Source organism: Microbacterium sp. KU4F, from assembly GCF_056868075.1.
This window is the reverse complement of sequence record NZ_CP200324.1, coordinates 953870-970867: the sequence shown is the minus strand read 5'-3', so window position 1 is coordinate 970867 and position 16998 is coordinate 953870. Positions and strand designations below refer to the sequence as shown.

The following is a 16998-nucleotide window of genomic DNA, read 5'->3' as shown; positions in this document are numbered from 1 at the left end:
GCGTGTAGCTCAGCCCGGGTGCGTCATCGAGAGCAGATCGAGCTTCTCGTCGAGCTGCGCCTCGGTGAGCTCGCCCCGCTCCACGTACCCGAGGGCGATGACCGCCTCGCGCACCGTGATGCCCTCGGCGACCGCGTGCTTGGCGATCTTGGCCGCGGCCTCGTAGCCGATGAGCTTGTTCAGCGGCGTGACGATCGAGGGCGACATGCCGGCGTAGGCCGCCGCGCGCTCGCGGTCGACCTCGAGGCCGCGGATCGTCTTGTCGGCCAGCACGCGCACCGAGTTGGCGAGCAGACGGATCGACTCGAGCAGCGCCGTGCCCATGACGGGGATCGCGACGTTGAGCTCGAACGAGCCGGATGCGCCCGCCCACGCGATCGTGGCGTCGTTGCCGATGACCCGGGCGCACACCATGAGCGTGGCCTCGGGAACGACCGGGTTGACCTTGCCGGGCATGATCGAGGATCCGGGCTGCAGGTCGGGGATATGCAGTTCGCCGAGACCCGTGTTCGGGCCCGAGCCCATCCAGCGCAGGTCGTTGTTGATCTTGGTGAGCGACACGGCGATCGTGCGGAGGGCTCCGGATGCCTCCACGAGGCCGTCGCGGTTCGCCTGCGCCTCGAAGTGGTCCTTGGCCTCGGTGATGGGCAGCTCGGTCTCGGCGACGATCAGCTCGATGACCTTCTGCGGGAAGCCGAGCGGGGTGTTGATGCCGGTGCCGACCGCCGTGCCGCCGAGGGGAACCTCTGCGACGCGGGGGATCGTGGCCTGCACGCGCTCGATGCCGAGGCGGATCTGGCGGGCGTAGCCGCCGAACTCCTGGCCGAGAGTGACGGGAGTCGCATCCATGAGGTGCGTGCGGCCCGACTTGACCACGTCGCTCCAGGCCTCCGCCTTCTCCTCCAGCGACACCGCGAGGTGGTCGAGGGCGGGGATCAGCGCGTCGATGATCTCCTGCGTCACCGCGATGTGCACCGAGGTGGGGAACACGTCGTTCGAGGACTGCGAGGCGTTGACGTGGTCGTTCGGGTGAACCGTCGAGCCGAGGTCGCGCGTCGCGAGGGTCGCGAGCACCTCGTTCATGTTCATGTTCGACGACGTGCCGCTGCCGGTCTGGTAGACGTCGATCGGGAACTGGTCGGCGTGCTGGCCGGCGATGATCTGATCGGCGGCACGGGCGATCGCGTCGGCGATCTGCGCGTCGAGGGTACGGAGCTGCTTGTTCGCGAGGGCGGCGGCCTTCTTGATCCGCGCGAGCGCCACGATCTGAGCCGGCGCCAGTGCGTCGCCCGAGATCGGGAAGTTCTCGACCGCGCGCTGGGTCTGCGCGCTGTAGAGAGCGGATGCGGGAACGCGGACCTCGCCCATCGTGTCGTGTTCGATGCGGTATTCGGTCTCAGCCACGGGTGTCTCCTCTGACGGTGTGCGGGCGGAAGGTGGTCAGGCGGCGGATTCGGTCGCCGCACCGACGATGAAGTCGGGCTCGGCGACGCCCTTCGCGAGGCGGTAGTTCACGCCGACGATCGCGAGCGAGCCGTCGGCCACGGCGGCGCTGATGAGCTCAGACGAGTGCAGCAGCTCGGTCACGGTGTCGCGCAGGTGCTCGCGGCCCACGTGCTCGGCGTCGACCGTCGCGGCGTTCGTGCCCTCGGCGACCTGCACGCGGCGCACGGCCGGCACGATGGGCGCGACCTGGCGCCAGATGCGCGGCGGGAGAGCGGGCGCGTCGGGCGAGGTGCTGTCGATGGCGGCGCGGACGGCACCGCACTCGTCGTGGCCGAGCACGACGATGAGCGGGGTGCCGAGCACCTCGACCGCGTACTCGAGGCTGCCGACGACCGAGTCGGAGATGACCTGACCGGCGTTGCGCACGACGAACAGGTCGCCCAGTCCCTCGTCGAAGATGATCTCGGCGGCCAGACGCGAGTCGGAGCAGCCGAACAGTGCCGCGCGCGGGCGCTGGCCTGACGCGAGCTCGTGGCGGCGCTCGACGTCCTGTCGCGGGTGGCGCGGCGTGCCGGAGACGAAGCGGGCGTTGCCCTCGAGCATCTCGGCCCAGACCTGAGCGGGGGTGGGGTTGGTGTCGGTCACGGTGTCTCCTCGCGCAGCTGAAGGATGGTGTCGGTGACGGTCATGGCCAGCTGCGCCGCGGTGTCGGGCTTGGCCGTGCCGTACACGAGGATCTGGTCGGGGCCCGCGGGGGTGGCGAGGGCGTAGGAGACGCCGCCGGCGGAGCGGGCGTCGGAGATCTCGTAGCGCTGCCACTCGATGCCGTCGATCGTCTCGGTGCCGGTCGGGGCGGCGCCGTTGAGGGTGCGGGCCACCCAGCCCGCATCCGCGTCGAAAGCCTGAGCGATGTTGATGTAGCTCTCGGCGTCGGGCACGTAGACGATCGTGAAGGCAGGAACACTGTTGCCCTCGAGCTGCGCCTGGTTGACGCGCCAGTTCTCCGGCACATCGGGGGAGATGACGGGACGTCCGTAGGCGTCCGCGAAGCCGTCCGCGATCTCGGCGACGTCCAGGGCGGGCGCGGGCGCGGGGTTGCCACGCGGAACGGCGAAGACGATGACGATCACGACGCCGAGGGTCGCGAGCAGCGCCGCGATGAGGTTTCGGAACGTCTGACTCGAGCGGTAGATGCGTGAGGACTCCGCCTTGCGGGCGGCGGTCTCGTCGGGAGTCTCGGGGCGGCCGAGCTCGGCGACGACGCGGGGACCTCGGGCCATCAGAGTTCGCCCTCGGCGCCGGAGCGCGCCGCATCCAGCCGACGCTTGGCGCCCAGCAGCCACTCCTCGCACCGGGCCGCGAGCGCCTCGCCGCGCTCCCACAGCGAGAGCGACTGCTCGAGCGTGGGAGACCCCTGCTCGAGCTCAGCGACGACGCGCACGAGCTCGTCGCGCGCCTGCTCGAACGACAGCGACGCGATCTCGGGAGCGGTCTCCTCGGGCGCGGACATGGCTTCCATCCTAGGCGTCCGTCGTCGTCGCAGACGTCTCGGGCACCTCGCCGCCGGAGGTGGCGGCGAAGGAACCGCGCGCCACGGTGACGGTCAGCTCGGTGCCCTCCGGAGCCTGCGCCGCATCCCGCACGATCACACCGCCGTCGATGTGCGCGATCGCGTAGCCGCGAGCGAGCGTGGCGCCGGGCGAGAGCGCGCGCAGCGACGCGCGCAGCTCGGCCGTCTGGCGTGCCGCATGGGTGTGCGCGCGGTCGATCGTGTCGCGACCGCGGGCCGCGAGCAGCTCGATCTCGTGGGCGCGCCGCTCGAGGAGCGCGTCGGGATCTCGGAGCACCGGGCGCGAGCGCAACTGTTCGAGCTGGGCGATGTCGTGCGAGACGCGCATGCTGAGCCGCGAGCCCAGCCGTGCGCGCAGCTGGCGCACGAGGGTGCGCTGCTCGCCCACATCCGGCACGACGCGCTTGGCGGCGTCCGTCGGCGTCGAGGCGCGGAGGTCGGCGACGTCATCGAGCAGGGGGTGGTCGTTCTCGTGACCGATCGCCGAGACGACGGGCGTCGTGGCCGCGGCGACCGCGCGCAGCAGCCGTTCGTCGCTGAAGCCCAGCAGGTGCTGCGGGTCGCCGCCGCCGCGGGCGATGATGATGACGTCGACGTCGGGGTCGGCATCCAGCTTCTGCAGCGCGGCGATCGTCTCGGGCACGCACCGATCGCCCTGCACCGCCGCGTACTCGGTGCGAAAGCTCACCTGCGGCCAGCGCAGCTCGGCGTTGCGGTGGACGTCCTTCTCCGCATCCGATCGCTCTCCCGTGATGAGCCCCACGAGGTGCGGGAGGAAGGGGAGCGGGCGCTTGCGCTCCGGGGAGAAGAGCCCCTCGGCGCGGAGCTTTGTGCGCAGCTGCTCGATCGCGGCGAGCTGGTCGCCGATGCCGGTGTGGCGCATCGCGGAGACCAGCACGCTGAAGTCGCCCGTGCGCACGAAGTAGTCGGACTTGACGCTCGCGACGACCCGATCGCCGACCTTCAGATCGTCGGGCAGGCGCTGCAGCGTCGACGACCAGATACGGAACGACACACTCGCGTCGCCCGTGAGGTCTTTCAGTCGGCCGTAGACGTTGCCGCCGCGCACGTTCCACGATGTGATCTCGCCCTCGACCCAGACCGAGCCCCAGGAGGAGACGAACGCCCGGATCGTCTCGTTGAACCGGGCGACGGATGTGGGCGCTTCGCGCGTGGCGTCGCGGGGATGGACGTCATCGCCGTGCGGGGCCTCCGCCGCATCCGGTGCGAACCTCGTCATGCATCCTCCGTCGCTCGGCCTCTGCCCAGCACGCGCCCGTAGAATCACGGGCGTGAGCTCACCCGCCGTGCACCTTCCCACCCCCCGGATGCCGGCGCGCAGCGGCCGGCTTCAGGATATCCCGGTCGTCGGACGCAAGAGGGTGCTGCTGGCAGCCCCCCGTGGCTACTGCGCCGGCGTCGACCGCGCGGTCATCGCCGTCGAGAAGGCGCTCGAGCGCTACGGCGCCCCCGTCTACGTGCGTAAGCAGATCGTGCACAACGTGCACGTCGTGACCGAGCTCGAGGCCAAAGGCGCGGTCTTCGTCGAGGAGGTCGACGAGGTGCCCGCCGGCGCGCACGTCGTCTTCAGCGCGCACGGCGTCTCGCCCGCCGTCGTCTCGGCCGCCGCCGACCGCGGCCTGCAGGCGATCGATGCGACCTGTCCGCTGGTGACCAAGGTGCATCGCGAGGCCGTCCGCTTCGCCCGCGACGACTTCGAGATCCTGCTCATCGGCCACCTCGGGCACGAGGAGGTCGAGGGCACCGCCGGTGAGGCGCCCGAACACGTCACGATCGTGAACTCGCCCGCCGACGCCGACACCGTCGAGGTGCGCGACCCCGACAAGGTCGTCTGGCTCTCCCAGACCACGCTCTCGGTCGACGAGACCATGGAGACGGTACGGCGTCTGCGCGAGCGGTTCCCCAACCTGCAGGACCCGCCGTCCGACGACATCTGCTACGCCACGCAGAACCGTCAGGTCGCGATCAAGAAGGTCGCGCGCGACGCGGATCTGGTGATCGTGGTCGGCTCCGCCAACTCGTCCAACAGCGTGCGCCTCGTCGAGGTCGCTCTGGAGCACGGCGCCAAGGCCGCCTACCGGGTCGACTACGCGGAAGAGGTTCGCCAGGAGTGGCTCGACGGTGTCGCCACGGTCGGTGTGACCAGCGGCGCCTCGGTGCCCGAGGTGCTCGTGCAGGAAGTACTCGACGTGCTCGCCGGCGCCGGCTACGCCGACGTCGCCGAGGTGCGCACGGCCGAGGAGGACCTCATCTTCTCGCTTCCGAAGGAGCTGCGCCGCGACGCATCCGGCGCCACCGACGCCCGCGCCCGCGGCGGACGGGGGCGCGCATGAGCGACGAGCGCCCTCGCCCCCAGTACGGCGAGTACGCGACGCCCGAAGAGCAGCGTGCCCGCATCCGTCAGCCCGACGCGACGTTCGACCTCGACGCGGGCAAGGCTCCGGATGCGGCCCCGCCCGCACCCGCCCCGGCTCCTGCCGCAGGCCCCGTGGCGCGCAACCCTCGGGCCATGGACCGCGTCGCCACGATCGCACTGCTCGCGATCGGGCTCATCGACGTCCTGCGCTCGATGCCGGGGTACGTCGACCCGAACGCGCTGCTCACACAGGCGCTGGCGCAGTTCGGGATCGAGGGCGGACTGTCGGATGCCGCCGGCGCCCGCGCCTGGGGAGCGGCAGCCGCCATCGTCGTCGTCGTCGGCTGGTTCACGACCGCCGCCATATCGGTCTGGAATCTTCGTGCGGGCCGCCTGAGCTTCTGGATTCCTCTCGTGGGCGGAGTGGTGTTCATGTTCATTGCGGGAGCTCTGATTCTGACTCCGGTGTTCATGGACCCCAGCCTCATGCAGCAGATCGGCGGCATCACGCCCGTCCCGACCCCGAGCGCGACATGACGGCGCGCGTCGTGGCCGTCTGCGCCGTGCATGCGCTGATCCCGGATGCGGGCACGATCGGCGTGACCGCGATCGACAAGCGCCCGCTCGACGGCGCCGTGCGCGTCGGCCCCTACGGTGTGCGCGGCGACGTGCAGGCCAATCGCAAGCACCATGGCGGGCTCGAGCAGGCCGTCTACGCCTACGCGCAGGAGGACGCCGAGTTCTGGGAGAGCGAGCTGGGCCGCGAGCTGGCACCCGGCTGGTTCGGTGAGAACCTGCGCACCGAGGGCATCGACGTCAACGCGGTCGTGATCGGGGAACGGTGGCGCATCGGCGACACGCTCGAGCTCGAGGTCACCCGGCACCGCAATCCCTGCCAGACCTTCGCCCGGCGTCTCGGCGGTCCTGAGGCGCGGGGCTGGGTCAAGCGCTTCGCCGACGAGCGGCGGCTCGGCCCCTACTTCCGGGTGGTGAAGTCCGGCGCGATCTCCGCCGGGGATGAGATCGTCGTGCTCTCGCGCCCCGCGGGTGCGCCCGGGCTGTTCGACGGCGTCTGAGCGCGCCGCGTCGCCCGCGCCATGGCGATCCGCCCGTGGGTGCGCAGCAGCCACGGCATGACGAGGTAGCTGGCCAGCGGTACGACGATCAGGGTGAGCACCAGTGAGCGCAGGACGGGGTGCCAGCTCTCCGTGAACGGCGCCAGTGCCAGCATCCCGATCGTCACGAGCGGGAAGATCGCGATCCACGTCAGCGCGGCGCGGACATGGGCGTTGGGCATCGGGGGGCGAGGGGCGGCGCTCGGTTCGGTCATCACACCTCCAACTGTTCGTTTGGTGATGAATGTAGACGTGTTCGCCGATTTTTGCAACCGAACGGTTGGAGTTGCGGGATAAGCTGGGTGACATGGCTTGGGACACCGAACGCACACGACGTCAGCTGCTCACCGCGGCGACGGCCGAGTTCGCGGCTCACGGACCCGCCGGTGCGCGGATCGACCGGATCGCCGAGGCGGCCGGTGTCAACAAGGAGCGGATCTACTCGTACTTCGGGAGTAAGGACGCACTGTTCGAGGCGGTGATCGTCCACGAGCTCTCCGAGGTGTTCGAAGAGGTGCCGCTCGAGGGCGAAGGCCCGCGTGCCATCGGCGACTACGCCGCCGGCCTGTTCGAGCGCATCGTCCGCAAGCCCGAGCTCGGCCGGCTCATGGCGTGGGAGGGCCTCGTCCGCGGGGGAGACGTGCCGGATCGCGCCGTCCGCGAGGAGCACTGCAGGTCGAAGGTCGCCGCGGTCCAGCGGGCGCTTCCTGGCGTCTCCAAGGCGGATGCGGGTCAGCTGCTGCTGACCGTGGTCACCCTCACCGACGGATGGGCGGTCTTCCCGCAGCTGGCCGAGATGTTCACCGCTGACCGTTTCGGCGATCGGCTGGACGCAGTGCGGCGGCTCGCCGAACGTGAGGCCGAGGCCGCGATGGAGCGCGCCGCATCCTGAAACGCGGAATGCCCCGGCCGGAGCCGGGGCATTCGCGGTGACTGCGTCGGATCAGGCGCCGAGCGACTTGCCGGCAGAGCCGAGCTGCTGCGTCGCCTCGACGACGCGGGCGGCCATGGCGGTCTCGGCGACCTTGCCCCAGGCGCGCGGGTCGTAGGCCTTCTTGTTGCCCACCTCGCCGTCGACCTTCAGCACGCCGTCGTAGTTCGAGAACATGAAGCCGGCGACCGAGCGCGTGAACGCGTACTGGGTGTCGGTGTCGATGTTCATCTTCACGACGCCGTTCGCGACCGCGAGGGCGATCTCTTCGGGGGTCGAGCCGCTGCCGCCGTGGAACACGAGGTCGAGGGGCTTCGGGCCGGTGCCGAACTGCGCGGCGATGCCCTCCTGGATCTCACCGAGCAGCTCCGGACGCAGCTTCACGTTGCCGGGCTTGTAGACGCCGTGCACGTTGCCGAAGGTCAGCGCCGCGATCCAGCGGCCGGCGTCACCGAGACCGAGGGCCTCGACGGCCTTGGCCACGTCCGCCGTGGTCGTGTAGAGCGCTTCGTTCGAGCCCTCGTGCTTCACGCCGTCCTCTTCGCCGCCGACGACGCCGATCTCGACCTCGAGGATCGCGTTGATCGCCTTGATGCGGGGCAGCAGCTCCTTGGCGATCGCGATGTTCTCGTCGAGGGGAACGGCCGAGCCGTCCCACATGTGCGACTGGAAGAGTGGGTTACGGCCGGCCTTGACCTCTTCTTCGGATGCGGCGATCAGCGGCAGCACGAAGTCCTCGAGGGCGGGCTTGGGGCAGTGGTCGGTGTGGAGGGCGACCGTGATCGGGTAGTTCTTGGCGACCTCGGTGGCGAACTTCGCGAAAGCGATCGCGCCGGTCGCCCGGCCCTTGACGGTGTGGCCGGCGAAGTAGTCGGCGCCACCGGTGGTGACCTGGATGATGCCGTCGGAACCGGCTTCCGTGAGGCCCTGCAGGATCGCGTTGATCGACTGCGAGCTCGCCGCGTTGATGGCCGGGTACGCGAAGCCGCCCGCCTTCGCGCGGTCGAGCATCTCGGCATACTGATCGGGTGTTGCGACGGGCATGTCCGCTCCTTGCTGTGTGCAGTGGTTACCCGTCACTCTATCGAAGGGGATGCGGGCGGCTGGGTGCCGCGGGCGCCAGGAATATCGCCGCGGGGGCGGTGGATTTCCTCATGATGAAAGAACGTCGAATTCTTCGCGTCTTCAGAGCCGAAAGTCGCGTCCGCTCTGCGGGATCCTGCTTAGGCTGGGCCGCATGGTGAGTCTTACCGCGGACATGAGCCCGCTGCATCCCGACCGGAACCTCGCTCTCGAGCTCGTGCGCGCGACGGAGGCGGCAGCCATCCGCTCCGTTCCCTTCATCGGGCGCGGTCAGAAGGAGATGGCCGACGGCGCGGCGGTCGACGCCATGCGCGCCTTCCTCACCACCGTCAACTTCGACGGCGTGATCGTGATCGGCGAGGGCGAGAAGGACAATGCGCCCATGCTTTTCAACGGCGAGCACGTCGGCACGGGGCGCGGCCCGCAGTGCGACATCGCGGTCGACCCGATCGACGGCACCTCGCTGACGGCCGCCGGCCGCAACAACGCCCTCTCGGTCATCGCGGTCGCCGACCACGGCGCCATGCTCGACGCATCCAGCGTCTTCTACATGGACAAGCTCGTCACCGGTCCCGCCGGCGTCGGCGTTGTCGACATCCGGCTGCCCATCGGCGAGAACATCCGCCTGCTCGCGAAGGCGCTCGGCAAGCCCGTCGACGAGATCGTGGTCTCGGTGTTGCACCGTCCTCGCCACGACCAGCTCATCGAGGAGATCCGCGAGGCCGGTGCCGGCACGCGACTCATGAGCGACGGCGACGTCGCCGGCGGCATCAACGCCGCCCGCCACAACGCCCGCACCGACATGTGCGTCGGGATCGGCGGGAGCCCCGAGGGCATCGTCACCGCCTGCGCCATCAAGGCGCTCGGCGGCCACATCCAGGGTCGTCTCGCGCCGCGCAACGACGAGGAGAAGCAGCGCGGCATCGACGCGGGGCTCAAGGTCGACGGCACCGTCTACGAGGCCGAGGATCTCGTCAAGGGCAAGAACACGATCTTCGTCGCCACGGGCGTGACCGACGGTCAGCTGGTCGCCGGTGTGCGCCGCGAGGGCGAGCACATCTACACCGAGAGCGTCGTGCTGCGCGGCGCCTCCGGCACCCTCCGCCGCATCTCGAGCGAGCACCTCACCTCGAAGTGGCTGTGACGCTCGCGACCTCGAAGTGGCTGTGATCCTCTCGGGCTGAGCCTGCGGGTTGAGTCTTTCGGCTGGTGAGCCCGGTCGGCATGTCCCACTTGCTGCAGGGGATGTCCCACTTGCCGCAGGGCGTGTCCCACTTGCCGCAGGGCGTGTCCCACTTGCTGCAGGGCGTGTCCCACTTGCTGCAGGTTCTGGGTCCGAATACTGCAGGAACTGGGACATGCTGGCCGTCGACAGGATGATGGGTCGATGACTGTTCGGCGGATGAGCCCTCGGCTCCCGATTCTCGACGGCCTTGAGGTGCCCGTGTTTCCGGGTGGGCGCAACCCGCGTCCGCTCGCGTGGGGCGTGGTGATGACCTCCGTCGTTGTCGGTCTCATCGCCGCGGTCAGTGACGAGCTGAGCCGGCACATCCTCTTCGGTGCCTTGGCGATCATGCTGATGGTGATCGGGATCGCGCTGCTCGTCACGTTCCGGGGCGTCGTGTCGCGTGCGCTGACCATCGACGATCGACCGGGTTCCCTGCGCTTCGTCCCCCTGCGGGTCGGATCCGTCCCGACACTCTTCATCGCCGTGTCGCTGCTGCTTCCGGCCGGCGCGCAGCTCTTCATCGACCTGAACGGACTGCCGATGCCATGGGGGCCGCGCCTGACGCGCAGCGGGCCCTACATCCTCGGCGTGATCGGGATCGCGATGCTCGTGATGCGGATCGTGCGGCTGCGCGTCCCTGCAGGGCTGACGCTCACCTCGCGCGGCGTGACGGGCATCCGCGGATGCGGCGCGCTGGACTGGTCATGGGAAGAGCTGGCGCAGGTCGCGGTCGTTGCGGCCCCCGCGGCCAAGCTCTCGCTGCTGCGCGCGGGCGGTGCGCCGCTGATCACGGCGCCCTCCCTCAGCCTGGGTTCGGACCCGAACCTCGTGGCTTCGCTCGTGGAGTTCTATCGGCAGCATCCGGAACACCGCGACGCTCTCGATGCGGGAGGTGTCGAGGCGGTGCGCCGCGCGGAGCAGGTCCTGCGGCCCGACTGATCGCCGCCGCGGTGCATCAAGGGGGGCGATAACTGCAAGAAGTGGGACATGCCGGACGCAGGCGTGCGCAGTACCCCCCTCGGTTGCGATTACTCCGGGTTCGTGTCTCAGTTGTTCACGGTTCGGGGGTGTATGGCGTGCACGAGTGAGACACGGATGCGGGGCGGGGTGCGTGGGTGGGGTTTGTGTCTCAGTTGTTGAGGGTTTGAGGGTGTGTGGCGTGCAGAAGTGAGACACGGATGCGGGGTGGGGCCCGAGGATGGGGTTTGTGTCTCAGTTGTTCACGGTTTGAGGGCGTTGCGCGTGCACAAGTGAGACACGGATGCGGGGGAGGAGCGCAAGCCTCCGGGGTGGCCACGTCGGCAGGTGGCAGAATGAACCACGTCGTATCACCGTCGATGTCGATCTCTGCACCGAGACGAAGGGACGAACGATGTCCGCAGCCCAGGAGAACGCGCATCCGCACACCGGAGCGCTCGCCGTCGTCGCCGACGCCGTGGCCGTCAACAACCCCGACCCCGCGCGCCGCCCCGACGTCCTCTTCCGCGTTCGCCGCGAAGAGGGACATCAGCCGAGCCCGTGGTGGGCGATCGGAGCCTTCGTCGGCGTCTCCGCGGTCGTGCTCCTCCTGCTGAGCTTCGTGCCCGGCGGCGCCTGACCTACGCCGGCAGCTGCGCGAGCAGCGCGCGTTCTTCCTCGTCGGTGAGCCCTGCTCCCGATACCACCGGCCCGTCGAGCACATCGGCGAGAGTCGATTCCAGCGAACGGCGTTCGAGCCCTGCCGCCACCGCACGCGCCGTGGACCGTGAGTTCATCCCGTACCAGTTCTTATCCCGCAGCCAGAGCGGCAGGGACCGCGGCCCCGCCCATTCGTTGACGTCGCGCTCGACCAGCCAGCCCTCTGCCATCGCCGCCACCGTGCCGCGATGCCCCGCGGCGGCCCTCGCCGCATTCAGGTGCGCGGGGAACGGATGCGGCTCGCCCTGCGCGTTGAACACGCCCGACCCCGCTCCCTCGGCGAGCCGGACGAGCCACTCGGCCAGATCGCGCACGTCGATCAGCGAGGTCGGCAGGCGGGGAGCGTCCGGTGCCAGCACGACACTGTCGGGGTTCGACGGCGCGGCGAAGCGGCGCGGCCAGTAGGTGCTGCGTCCCGTCGGGTCGCCCGGGCCGCCGATGAGGCCGGAACGGACGATGGCGGATCGGTCGGCGCCGAAGACCTCGCGCACCGCGTTCTCGCAGGCGACCTTGGCGCGCCCGTAGTCCTCGGGGTCGGTCATCACGTCGGCGTCGAGGGGTTCGAGCAGCGGCGCCGACTCGTCCGCGCCGATCTCTGCCTGGCTCGCGTACACGTTGCAGGTTGAGACGAAGACATACCGCTCGGCGCGTAAGTGCCGCGCGGCGCGGCGCACCTGGCCCGGCTGGCGCGAGACGTCGATCACCGCATCCCACCGGGTGTCGATCAAGGACGCGAGGCCGTCGGTGATGTCGCGGTCGACGCGAACGTGCTGCGCCCCGTGCGGAACGTCCGCGCTTCGGGCGGCGCAGGTCACGTCGTGGCCGGCGGCGATCGCGGATGCTGCCGTCGTGCGCCCGAGCCATGCCGTGCCGCCGAGAAGGAGGAGCTTCATAGCCTCATCGTCGTCGGGAACGCGCATCCGCGCAGGCGTATCCGCGAGGGGCGAACACGCGTGTCAGGCGGGGGATGTCGACAGCCGCGCCTCGTCGGCGGATGCGGTCCCGTCCTCGTCGGCGGATGCGGTCTCATCCGCAGAATCGGATGCGGCCCGTCGCACCTCGTCGAGCGCGGCGGTAAACTCCGGGGCGCTGAGCCGGCGCGGCGTGGACTCGAGGGCGGCGGGTGCGGCGACCGCATCCAGCTTGGTCTCATCGATTCCGGGGAAGCGCCGCGCGGTCACGAGAACGCGGCTCTCGAGGGACCCGACGAACCGGTTGTAGCCGTCGACCGTGCGCTCGATGCCGCGGCGCAGGTCGTCGATGTGCTTCGTGAGTCCGCCGAGGCGCTCATAGAGCTGCGTGCCGAGGGTGAAGAGTTCGCGGGCGTCATCGGAGACGGCCTCCTGCGTCCACGTGTAGGCGACCGTGCGCAGCACCGCCCAGAGGTTCACGGGTGAGGCGAGCGCGACGCGCTGGCGGAACGCGTAGTCGAGCAGGGTCGGATCCTCGTCGAGGGCGGTCGCGAGCAGCGCCTCGTTCGGCACGAAGCAGATGACGAACTCGGGGCTGGAGTCGATCCCTGCCCAGTACTGCTTCTTCGCGAGCGCGTCGATGTGGGCGCGCAGCGCCTTCACGTGCTTGTCGCGGAGCGCGCGGCGGCGCACCGCATCCTCTCCCTGCGCGGTGTCGGGGATCGCCTGGGACTCGATGAACGCGTCGAGCGGCACCTTGGCGTCGACGGCGATTGCCTTGCCGCCGGGCAGGCGCACGATCATGTCGGGGCGGCCCGAGCCCGCATCCGAGCTGATCGACGACTGCACGTCGAAGTCGACGTGGCGGGTGAGGCCTGCAGCTTCGACGACGCGGCGCAGTTGCACCTCGCCCCACACGCCGCGGGTGCTCGTCGAGCGCAGGGCGGAGGAGAGCGATGCCGTCGTGTCGCGCAGCAGGTCGTCGGTCTCCTGCGCGCGGCGCAGCTGTTCGGCCAGAGCCCCGTACTGGGCGTGGCGCTCCCGCTCGAGGTCGTCGACCTTGATCCGCACCTGGGCGAGGGTGTCGCGCACCGGGGCGAGAGCGGCGACCACGGCGTTCTCGCGACGGTCACGGTCGTCGCGTTCGCGCTGCTCTGCACGCTGCCGCTCCACGAACTCCCGGTACAGCCCGCCCTGCCGCTCGAGCTCGGCGCGCGCGGCAGCGGCGGCGGACTCCGCGGCCGCTGCGCGGGCCGACAGCGCACCCTGTTGCCCCGAGGCGCGCGAGTGCGCGGCGAACCAGCCGAGGGCGATGCCGGCGGCGAGGCACAGCGCGGCGACGAGGAGGATCACAGGGTCCATGAGCACAGCATGCCCCCGGCCCCCGACATGCCCCGGTCAGGCGGCCGCGGCGACCGCCGTGTCGATCTCGCAGATCCGGATGCGGGAGGCCGCGGCGAGGGCGTCGATGTCGGGGGCGTTCCAGCGCCGCGCCGCATCGATCATGATGGCGGCGGAGGCGGCCGCATCCGCTGTCGCGTCATGGTGGCGGAACTCCGCGAAGCCCGCCTCGGCCGCCACGATCGGCAGCCGGTAGCTCGGCAGGTCGTAGGTGCGGCGCGCGAGCTGCAGGCTGCAGGCGTAGCGGTAGGGCGGGCAGATGTCGCCCGCCGCGGCGCACGCGCGCCGCAGCACGGCCATGTCGAATCCGGCGTTGTGCGCGACGAGCACGTCCGCGCCGGCGAAGGCGGCGATATCGTCGAGCTGCTCGCTCCAGCCCTTCGCGTCGACGACGTGCTCGGGGCGGATGCCGTGGATGCCGATGTTCAGCTCGAAGAAGCGGTCGTGCCCTTCGGGTGGGCGGATCAGCCAACCGGCGGTCGCGACGATGCGCCCGTCGCGGACGCGGGCCAGACCCACCGCGCACGCCGAGGCGCTGGAGGAGTTCGCCGTCTCGAAGTCGATCGCGGTGAAATCCAGTGACACGCCCTCACCCTCACCCGGATGCACGCGGTGCGCGGTGAGGCGCGCCGGGGTGTCCGTGTCCGGGCTGCCGCATCCGGGGCGGTGTGCGGGCGGTGCGGGTGCGGCGCACGAGCCGGCGTCGGGGTCGTGGCCGCTTCCGGCGTGCGCGCGTTCGTCGGAGATTCGGCCTCCCGTCGGAGGTTTCGCTCCGCATCCTCCGACATCCGCGCGATTCTCCGACCGACGGATGCGGCCAGGGCCGATCGGCGGATGCGGCGAGCCCGACCGTGCGAGCCGGGCCGAGGCACAGGCTCCGGCGGGCGGCGAGCCGTGGGGCGCCTAGACTTGATGCCCGTGGCTCTTACCATCGGAATCGTCGGGCTGCCGAATGTCGGCAAGTCCACCCTGTTCAACGCCCTGACCAAGAATCAGGTGCTCGCGGCGAACTACCCGTTCGCGACGATCGAGCCGAACGTGGGTGTCGTCAACCTGCCCGATGCGCGCCTCGACAAGCTCGCCGAGATCTTCGGCAGCGAGCGCATCCTGCCGGCCGCCGTGTCGTTCGTCGACATCGCGGGCATCGTGCGCGGTGCGAGCGAGGGGGAGGGGCTCGGCAACAAGTTCCTCGCCAACATCCGTGAGGCCGACGCGATCGCGCAGGTCGTGCGCGGATTCGCCGACTCCGACGTCGTGCACGTCGACGGGAACGTCGACCCGAAGAACGACATGGAGACCATCAACGCGGAGCTGCAGCTCGCCGACCTCGACACCCTCGAGCGCGCGATCACGCGCTACGAGAAGGAAGTGCGCGGCAAGAAGCTCGAGCCGATCGTGCTCGAGACGGCGCAGGCCGCGAAGGACGCCCTCGAGCGCGGACAGCTGCTGTCGGCATCCGGCATCGATCTGGCTCCCATCAAGGAGCTCGGCCTGCTGACCGCCAAGCCGTTCATCTTCGTCTTCAACGTGGACGAGGACGTGCTCACGGATGCGGACCGCAAGGCGGAGCTCGCCGCGCTGGTCGCGCCCGCACAGGCGGTGTTCCTCGACGCGAAGATCGAGTCCGAGCTGATCGACCTCGACCCCGAAGAGGCCGCAGAGCTGCTCGCCTCGACGGGCCAGGACGAGTCGGGACTGGACCAGCTCGCGCGTATCGGGTTCGACACGCTGGGCCTGCAGACCTACCTCACCGCGGGTCCGAAGGAAGCGCGCGCCTGGACGATCGGTAAGGGCTGGAAGGCCCCGCAGGCTGCCGGTGTCATCCACACCGACTTCGAGAAGGGCTTCATCAAGGCCGAGGTCATCTCGTTCGACGACCTGGTCGCGACGGGCTCGGTCGTGGAGGCCCGCGCGAAGGGCAAGGCCCGCCTCGAGGGCAAGGACTACGTCATGCAGGACGGCGACGTCGTGGAGTTCCGCTTCAACAACTGAGCGGGTCGCCGGCGCGCCGGAGACGAGGAACGGGCATGCCTTCTCTGGAGCTCATCACGGTCACCGCAGACATGCGGGATCAGTTCGTCGCCCGCCTGCAGGCGTCGTTCGACGCGGGCGCAGAGGCCTACTCGCGACCCGATTCAGACGATCCGGACGATCCCGACGAGCCGGTCATCTCGGTCGGCGAGATCCTCGAGAGCATGAACAGAGCGGGAGCAGAGTCCTGGGAGGTGCGCTCCGGAGGTGATCCGGTCGGTGGTGCCGTCGTCTCCTCGACCGAAGGCGGGCGACGTCGATCTCTGGATCTTCTGTTCGTCGACGTCGAGACTCAGGGCACGGGGATCGGCGGCGAGATCTGGAGGACGATCGAGAACCGCTACCCCGACGCCGAGGTCTGGGAGACCATGACTCCCTACGAGGACACCCGGAACATCCACTTCTACGTGAACAAGTGCGGGTTCCGGATCGTCGAGTTCTTCCACCCCGGGCATCCCGACCCGCACGGCCCGGTCTCCGAAGGGCAGGGTCCGCCGGATCTCATGTTCGCCTTCGAGAAGCAGCGGATTGCCGTGTCCGGAGGGCTCGGGGCGGAGCGGCGGTGACACCCGACGCGACGCTGGTCGTGCGCTACGACGACACGGCGCGAGCTGCCGTCGAACAAACGCTGCGCAAGCTCGTGCGCAAGCAGGGTGCCGCGCTGGTGGCGCTCAGCGTCCTGTGGGGGATCATCACGCTGGTGCCGCTCATCGCCGCATCGACTGCCGTGGACGGAAACGCATTGCCCTTCATCCTCGTCTCGATTCTGCTCGTCTCGATTCCCGTCGCGCTCGGCGCGCTGGGGTCGCGGCAGCTTCGTCGGCAACCGCGTCTGCCGAAGATCGCAGTGACGATCACCCCCTGGGCTGTGCTCTTTCCGGCGATCGTGCGTCCTTCCGCCTTGGCACCCCGCATCCGTGCCGAAGAATGGCCTCGCGAGGGAACGAGCGCTGTGGTCATCCCGGCATCCGGCCTGCACGCCTCGCGCATCGAGTTCACCCGGCAGGATGCGGGCAAGCGGCGTAAGCGCTCGATCGCCGTCGGCAGCATCGACGTCGACCCCCAGGTCATCGTGGATGCGTTCCGCGGTCCCACCTCCGCCTAACGTTCGTCTCGCTCCCGGCCGCTCAACGCCCGGGCGTGCCCACTCCGCGAACCCGGGACGACAGAATCGGTCCGGAACGATCGGGCGCGCAGATTCGCTCCCGGCGAGAGTGGATTGCGAAGG

The 16998-nt window shown here is 70.0% G+C and carries 20 protein-coding genes; 10 read left to right on the top strand and 10 right to left on the bottom strand.

All coding sequences use genetic code 11. The features are described 5' to 3' along the window. Window positions 1-9 precede the first annotated feature (9 nt). The 5 genes from AC1VNH_RS04935 to xseA are packed head-to-tail and all read right to left on the bottom strand — an operon-like array spanning window position 10 to window position 4256. Window positions 10-1404, bottom strand: a complete 1395-nt coding sequence (locus AC1VNH_RS04935) for a class II fumarate hydratase (RefSeq protein ID WP_483110166.1) — start codon at window positions 1402-1404, stop codon at window positions 10-12. Window positions 1405-1440: 36 nt separating this feature from the next. Beyond that, window positions 1441-2049, bottom strand: coding sequence for a carbonic anhydrase (locus tag AC1VNH_RS04930; RefSeq protein WP_137419149.1), 609 nt, complete (start codon window positions 2047-2049; stop codon window positions 1441-1443). 38 nt (window positions 2050-2087) lie between these two features. Continuing rightward, window positions 2088-2726 carry a DUF4245 domain-containing protein gene (locus tag AC1VNH_RS04925; RefSeq protein WP_483110165.1) on the bottom strand — a complete coding sequence of 213 codons (639 nt, stop codon included), beginning with the start codon at window positions 2724-2726 and terminating at the stop codon, window positions 2088-2090. Beyond that, complete coding sequence (locus tag AC1VNH_RS04920; protein ID WP_373459535.1) at window positions 2726-2956, bottom strand: exodeoxyribonuclease VII small subunit; 231 nt, start codon at window positions 2954-2956, stop codon at window positions 2726-2728. The genes AC1VNH_RS04925 and AC1VNH_RS04920 overlap by 1 nt, the downstream gene beginning before the upstream one ends. A 10-nt stretch (window positions 2957-2966) precedes the next feature. Next, a complete protein-coding gene (gene xseA / locus AC1VNH_RS04915) occupies window positions 2967-4256 on the bottom strand; it encodes an exodeoxyribonuclease VII large subunit (RefSeq protein WP_483110164.1) in 1290 nt (429 codons plus the stop codon). An 88-nt stretch (window positions 4257-4344) separates the two neighbouring features. Here xseA and AC1VNH_RS04910 point away from each other — a divergent pair, with 88 nt between their 5' ends. The 3 genes from AC1VNH_RS04910 to AC1VNH_RS04900 are packed head-to-tail and all read left to right on the top strand — an operon-like array spanning window position 4345 to window position 6469. Beyond that, the gene (locus tag AC1VNH_RS04910) at window positions 4345-5370 is read left to right on the top strand and encodes a 4-hydroxy-3-methylbut-2-enyl diphosphate reductase (RefSeq protein WP_483112691.1); all 1026 of its coding nucleotides are present in this window, start codon (window positions 4345-4347) and stop codon (window positions 5368-5370) included. Then, window positions 5367-5930, top strand: a complete 564-nt coding sequence (locus tag AC1VNH_RS04905) for a DUF6264 family protein (RefSeq protein WP_483110163.1) — start codon at window positions 5367-5369, stop codon at window positions 5928-5930. The genes AC1VNH_RS04910 and AC1VNH_RS04905 overlap by 4 nt, the downstream gene beginning before the upstream one ends. Next, complete coding sequence (locus tag AC1VNH_RS04900) at window positions 5927-6469, top strand: MOSC domain-containing protein (RefSeq protein WP_483110162.1); 543 nt, start codon at window positions 5927-5929, stop codon at window positions 6467-6469. Before AC1VNH_RS04905 ends, AC1VNH_RS04900 begins: the two co-directional genes overlap by 4 nt. Here AC1VNH_RS04900 and AC1VNH_RS04895 read toward each other — a convergent pair. After that, a complete protein-coding gene (locus tag AC1VNH_RS04895) occupies window positions 6370-6723 on the bottom strand; it encodes a putative antibiotic biosynthesis monooxygenase (RefSeq protein ID WP_483110161.1) in 354 nt (117 codons plus the stop codon). The genes AC1VNH_RS04900 and AC1VNH_RS04895 overlap by 100 nt on opposite strands. A gap of 92 nt (window positions 6724-6815) precedes the next feature. On the opposite strand from AC1VNH_RS04895, the gene AC1VNH_RS04890 reads away from it, so the two are divergent. After that, entirely contained in the window at window positions 6816-7400 is a 585-nt protein-coding gene (locus AC1VNH_RS04890) for a TetR/AcrR family transcriptional regulator (RefSeq protein ID WP_483110160.1), read from the top strand. A gap of 51 nt (window positions 7401-7451) precedes the next feature. Here the strand turns inward: AC1VNH_RS04890 and fbaA are convergent, their stop codons facing one another. Further along, a complete protein-coding gene (fbaA, locus tag AC1VNH_RS04885) occupies window positions 7452-8483 on the bottom strand; it encodes a class II fructose-bisphosphate aldolase (RefSeq protein WP_243227418.1) in 1032 nt (343 codons plus the stop codon). 193 nt (window positions 8484-8676) lie between these two features. Here fbaA and glpX point away from each other — a divergent pair, with 193 nt between their 5' ends. From glpX to AC1VNH_RS04870, 3 genes are all read left to right on the top strand, one after another. Continuing rightward, window positions 8677-9666 (top strand): class II fructose-bisphosphatase, encoded by a 990-nt coding sequence (gene glpX / locus AC1VNH_RS04880; protein ID WP_460740687.1) that lies wholly within the window; start codon window positions 8677-8679, stop codon window positions 9664-9666. 258 nt (window positions 9667-9924) lie between these two features. Further along, on the top strand, window positions 9925-10689 hold the full coding sequence (locus AC1VNH_RS04875; protein WP_483110159.1) for a hypothetical protein: 765 nt from the start codon (window positions 9925-9927) through the stop codon (window positions 10687-10689). A gap of 433 nt (window positions 10690-11122) precedes the next feature. After that, complete coding sequence (locus AC1VNH_RS04870; RefSeq protein WP_137417479.1) at window positions 11123-11347, top strand: UDP-N-acetylmuramyl pentapeptide phosphotransferase; 225 nt, start codon at window positions 11123-11125, stop codon at window positions 11345-11347. Window position 11348: 1 nt separating this feature from the next. Here AC1VNH_RS04870 and AC1VNH_RS04865 read toward each other — a convergent pair whose 3' ends face one another. The 3 genes from AC1VNH_RS04865 to AC1VNH_RS04855 all read right to left on the bottom strand — a co-directional run bounded on the left by AC1VNH_RS04865 (window position 11349) and on the right by AC1VNH_RS04855 (window position 14324). After that, window positions 11349-12320 (bottom strand): NAD-dependent epimerase/dehydratase family protein, encoded by a 972-nt coding sequence (locus tag AC1VNH_RS04865; protein ID WP_483110158.1) that lies wholly within the window; start codon window positions 12318-12320, stop codon window positions 11349-11351. 63 nt (window positions 12321-12383) lie between these two features. Next, window positions 12384-13700 carry a DNA recombination protein RmuC gene (locus tag AC1VNH_RS04860; protein ID WP_483110157.1) on the bottom strand — a complete coding sequence of 439 codons (1317 nt, stop codon included), beginning with the start codon at window positions 13698-13700 and terminating at the stop codon, window positions 12384-12386. 36 nt (window positions 13701-13736) lie between these two features. Continuing rightward, the gene (locus tag AC1VNH_RS04855; RefSeq protein WP_483110156.1) at window positions 13737-14324 is read right to left on the bottom strand and encodes an exonuclease domain-containing protein; all 588 of its coding nucleotides are present in this window, start codon (window positions 14322-14324) and stop codon (window positions 13737-13739) included. A 333-nt stretch (window positions 14325-14657) separates the two neighbouring features. Here AC1VNH_RS04855 and ychF point away from each other — a divergent pair, with 333 nt between their 5' ends. The 3 genes from ychF to AC1VNH_RS04840 are packed head-to-tail and all read left to right on the top strand — an operon-like array spanning window position 14658 to window position 16875. After that, on the top strand, window positions 14658-15731 hold the full coding sequence (gene ychF / locus AC1VNH_RS04850) for a redox-regulated ATPase YchF (protein WP_234075039.1): 1074 nt from the start codon (window positions 14658-14660) through the stop codon (window positions 15729-15731). A 35-nt stretch (window positions 15732-15766) separates the two neighbouring features. After that, a complete protein-coding gene (locus AC1VNH_RS04845) occupies window positions 15767-16336 on the top strand; it encodes a GNAT family N-acetyltransferase (protein WP_483110155.1) in 570 nt (189 codons plus the stop codon). Then, window positions 16333-16875: a hypothetical protein gene (locus tag AC1VNH_RS04840; RefSeq protein WP_483110154.1), complete on the top strand. Its 543-nt coding sequence runs from the start codon at window positions 16333-16335 to the stop codon at window positions 16873-16875. Before AC1VNH_RS04845 ends, AC1VNH_RS04840 begins: the two co-directional genes overlap by 4 nt. Window positions 16876-16998: the final 123 nt, after the last annotated feature.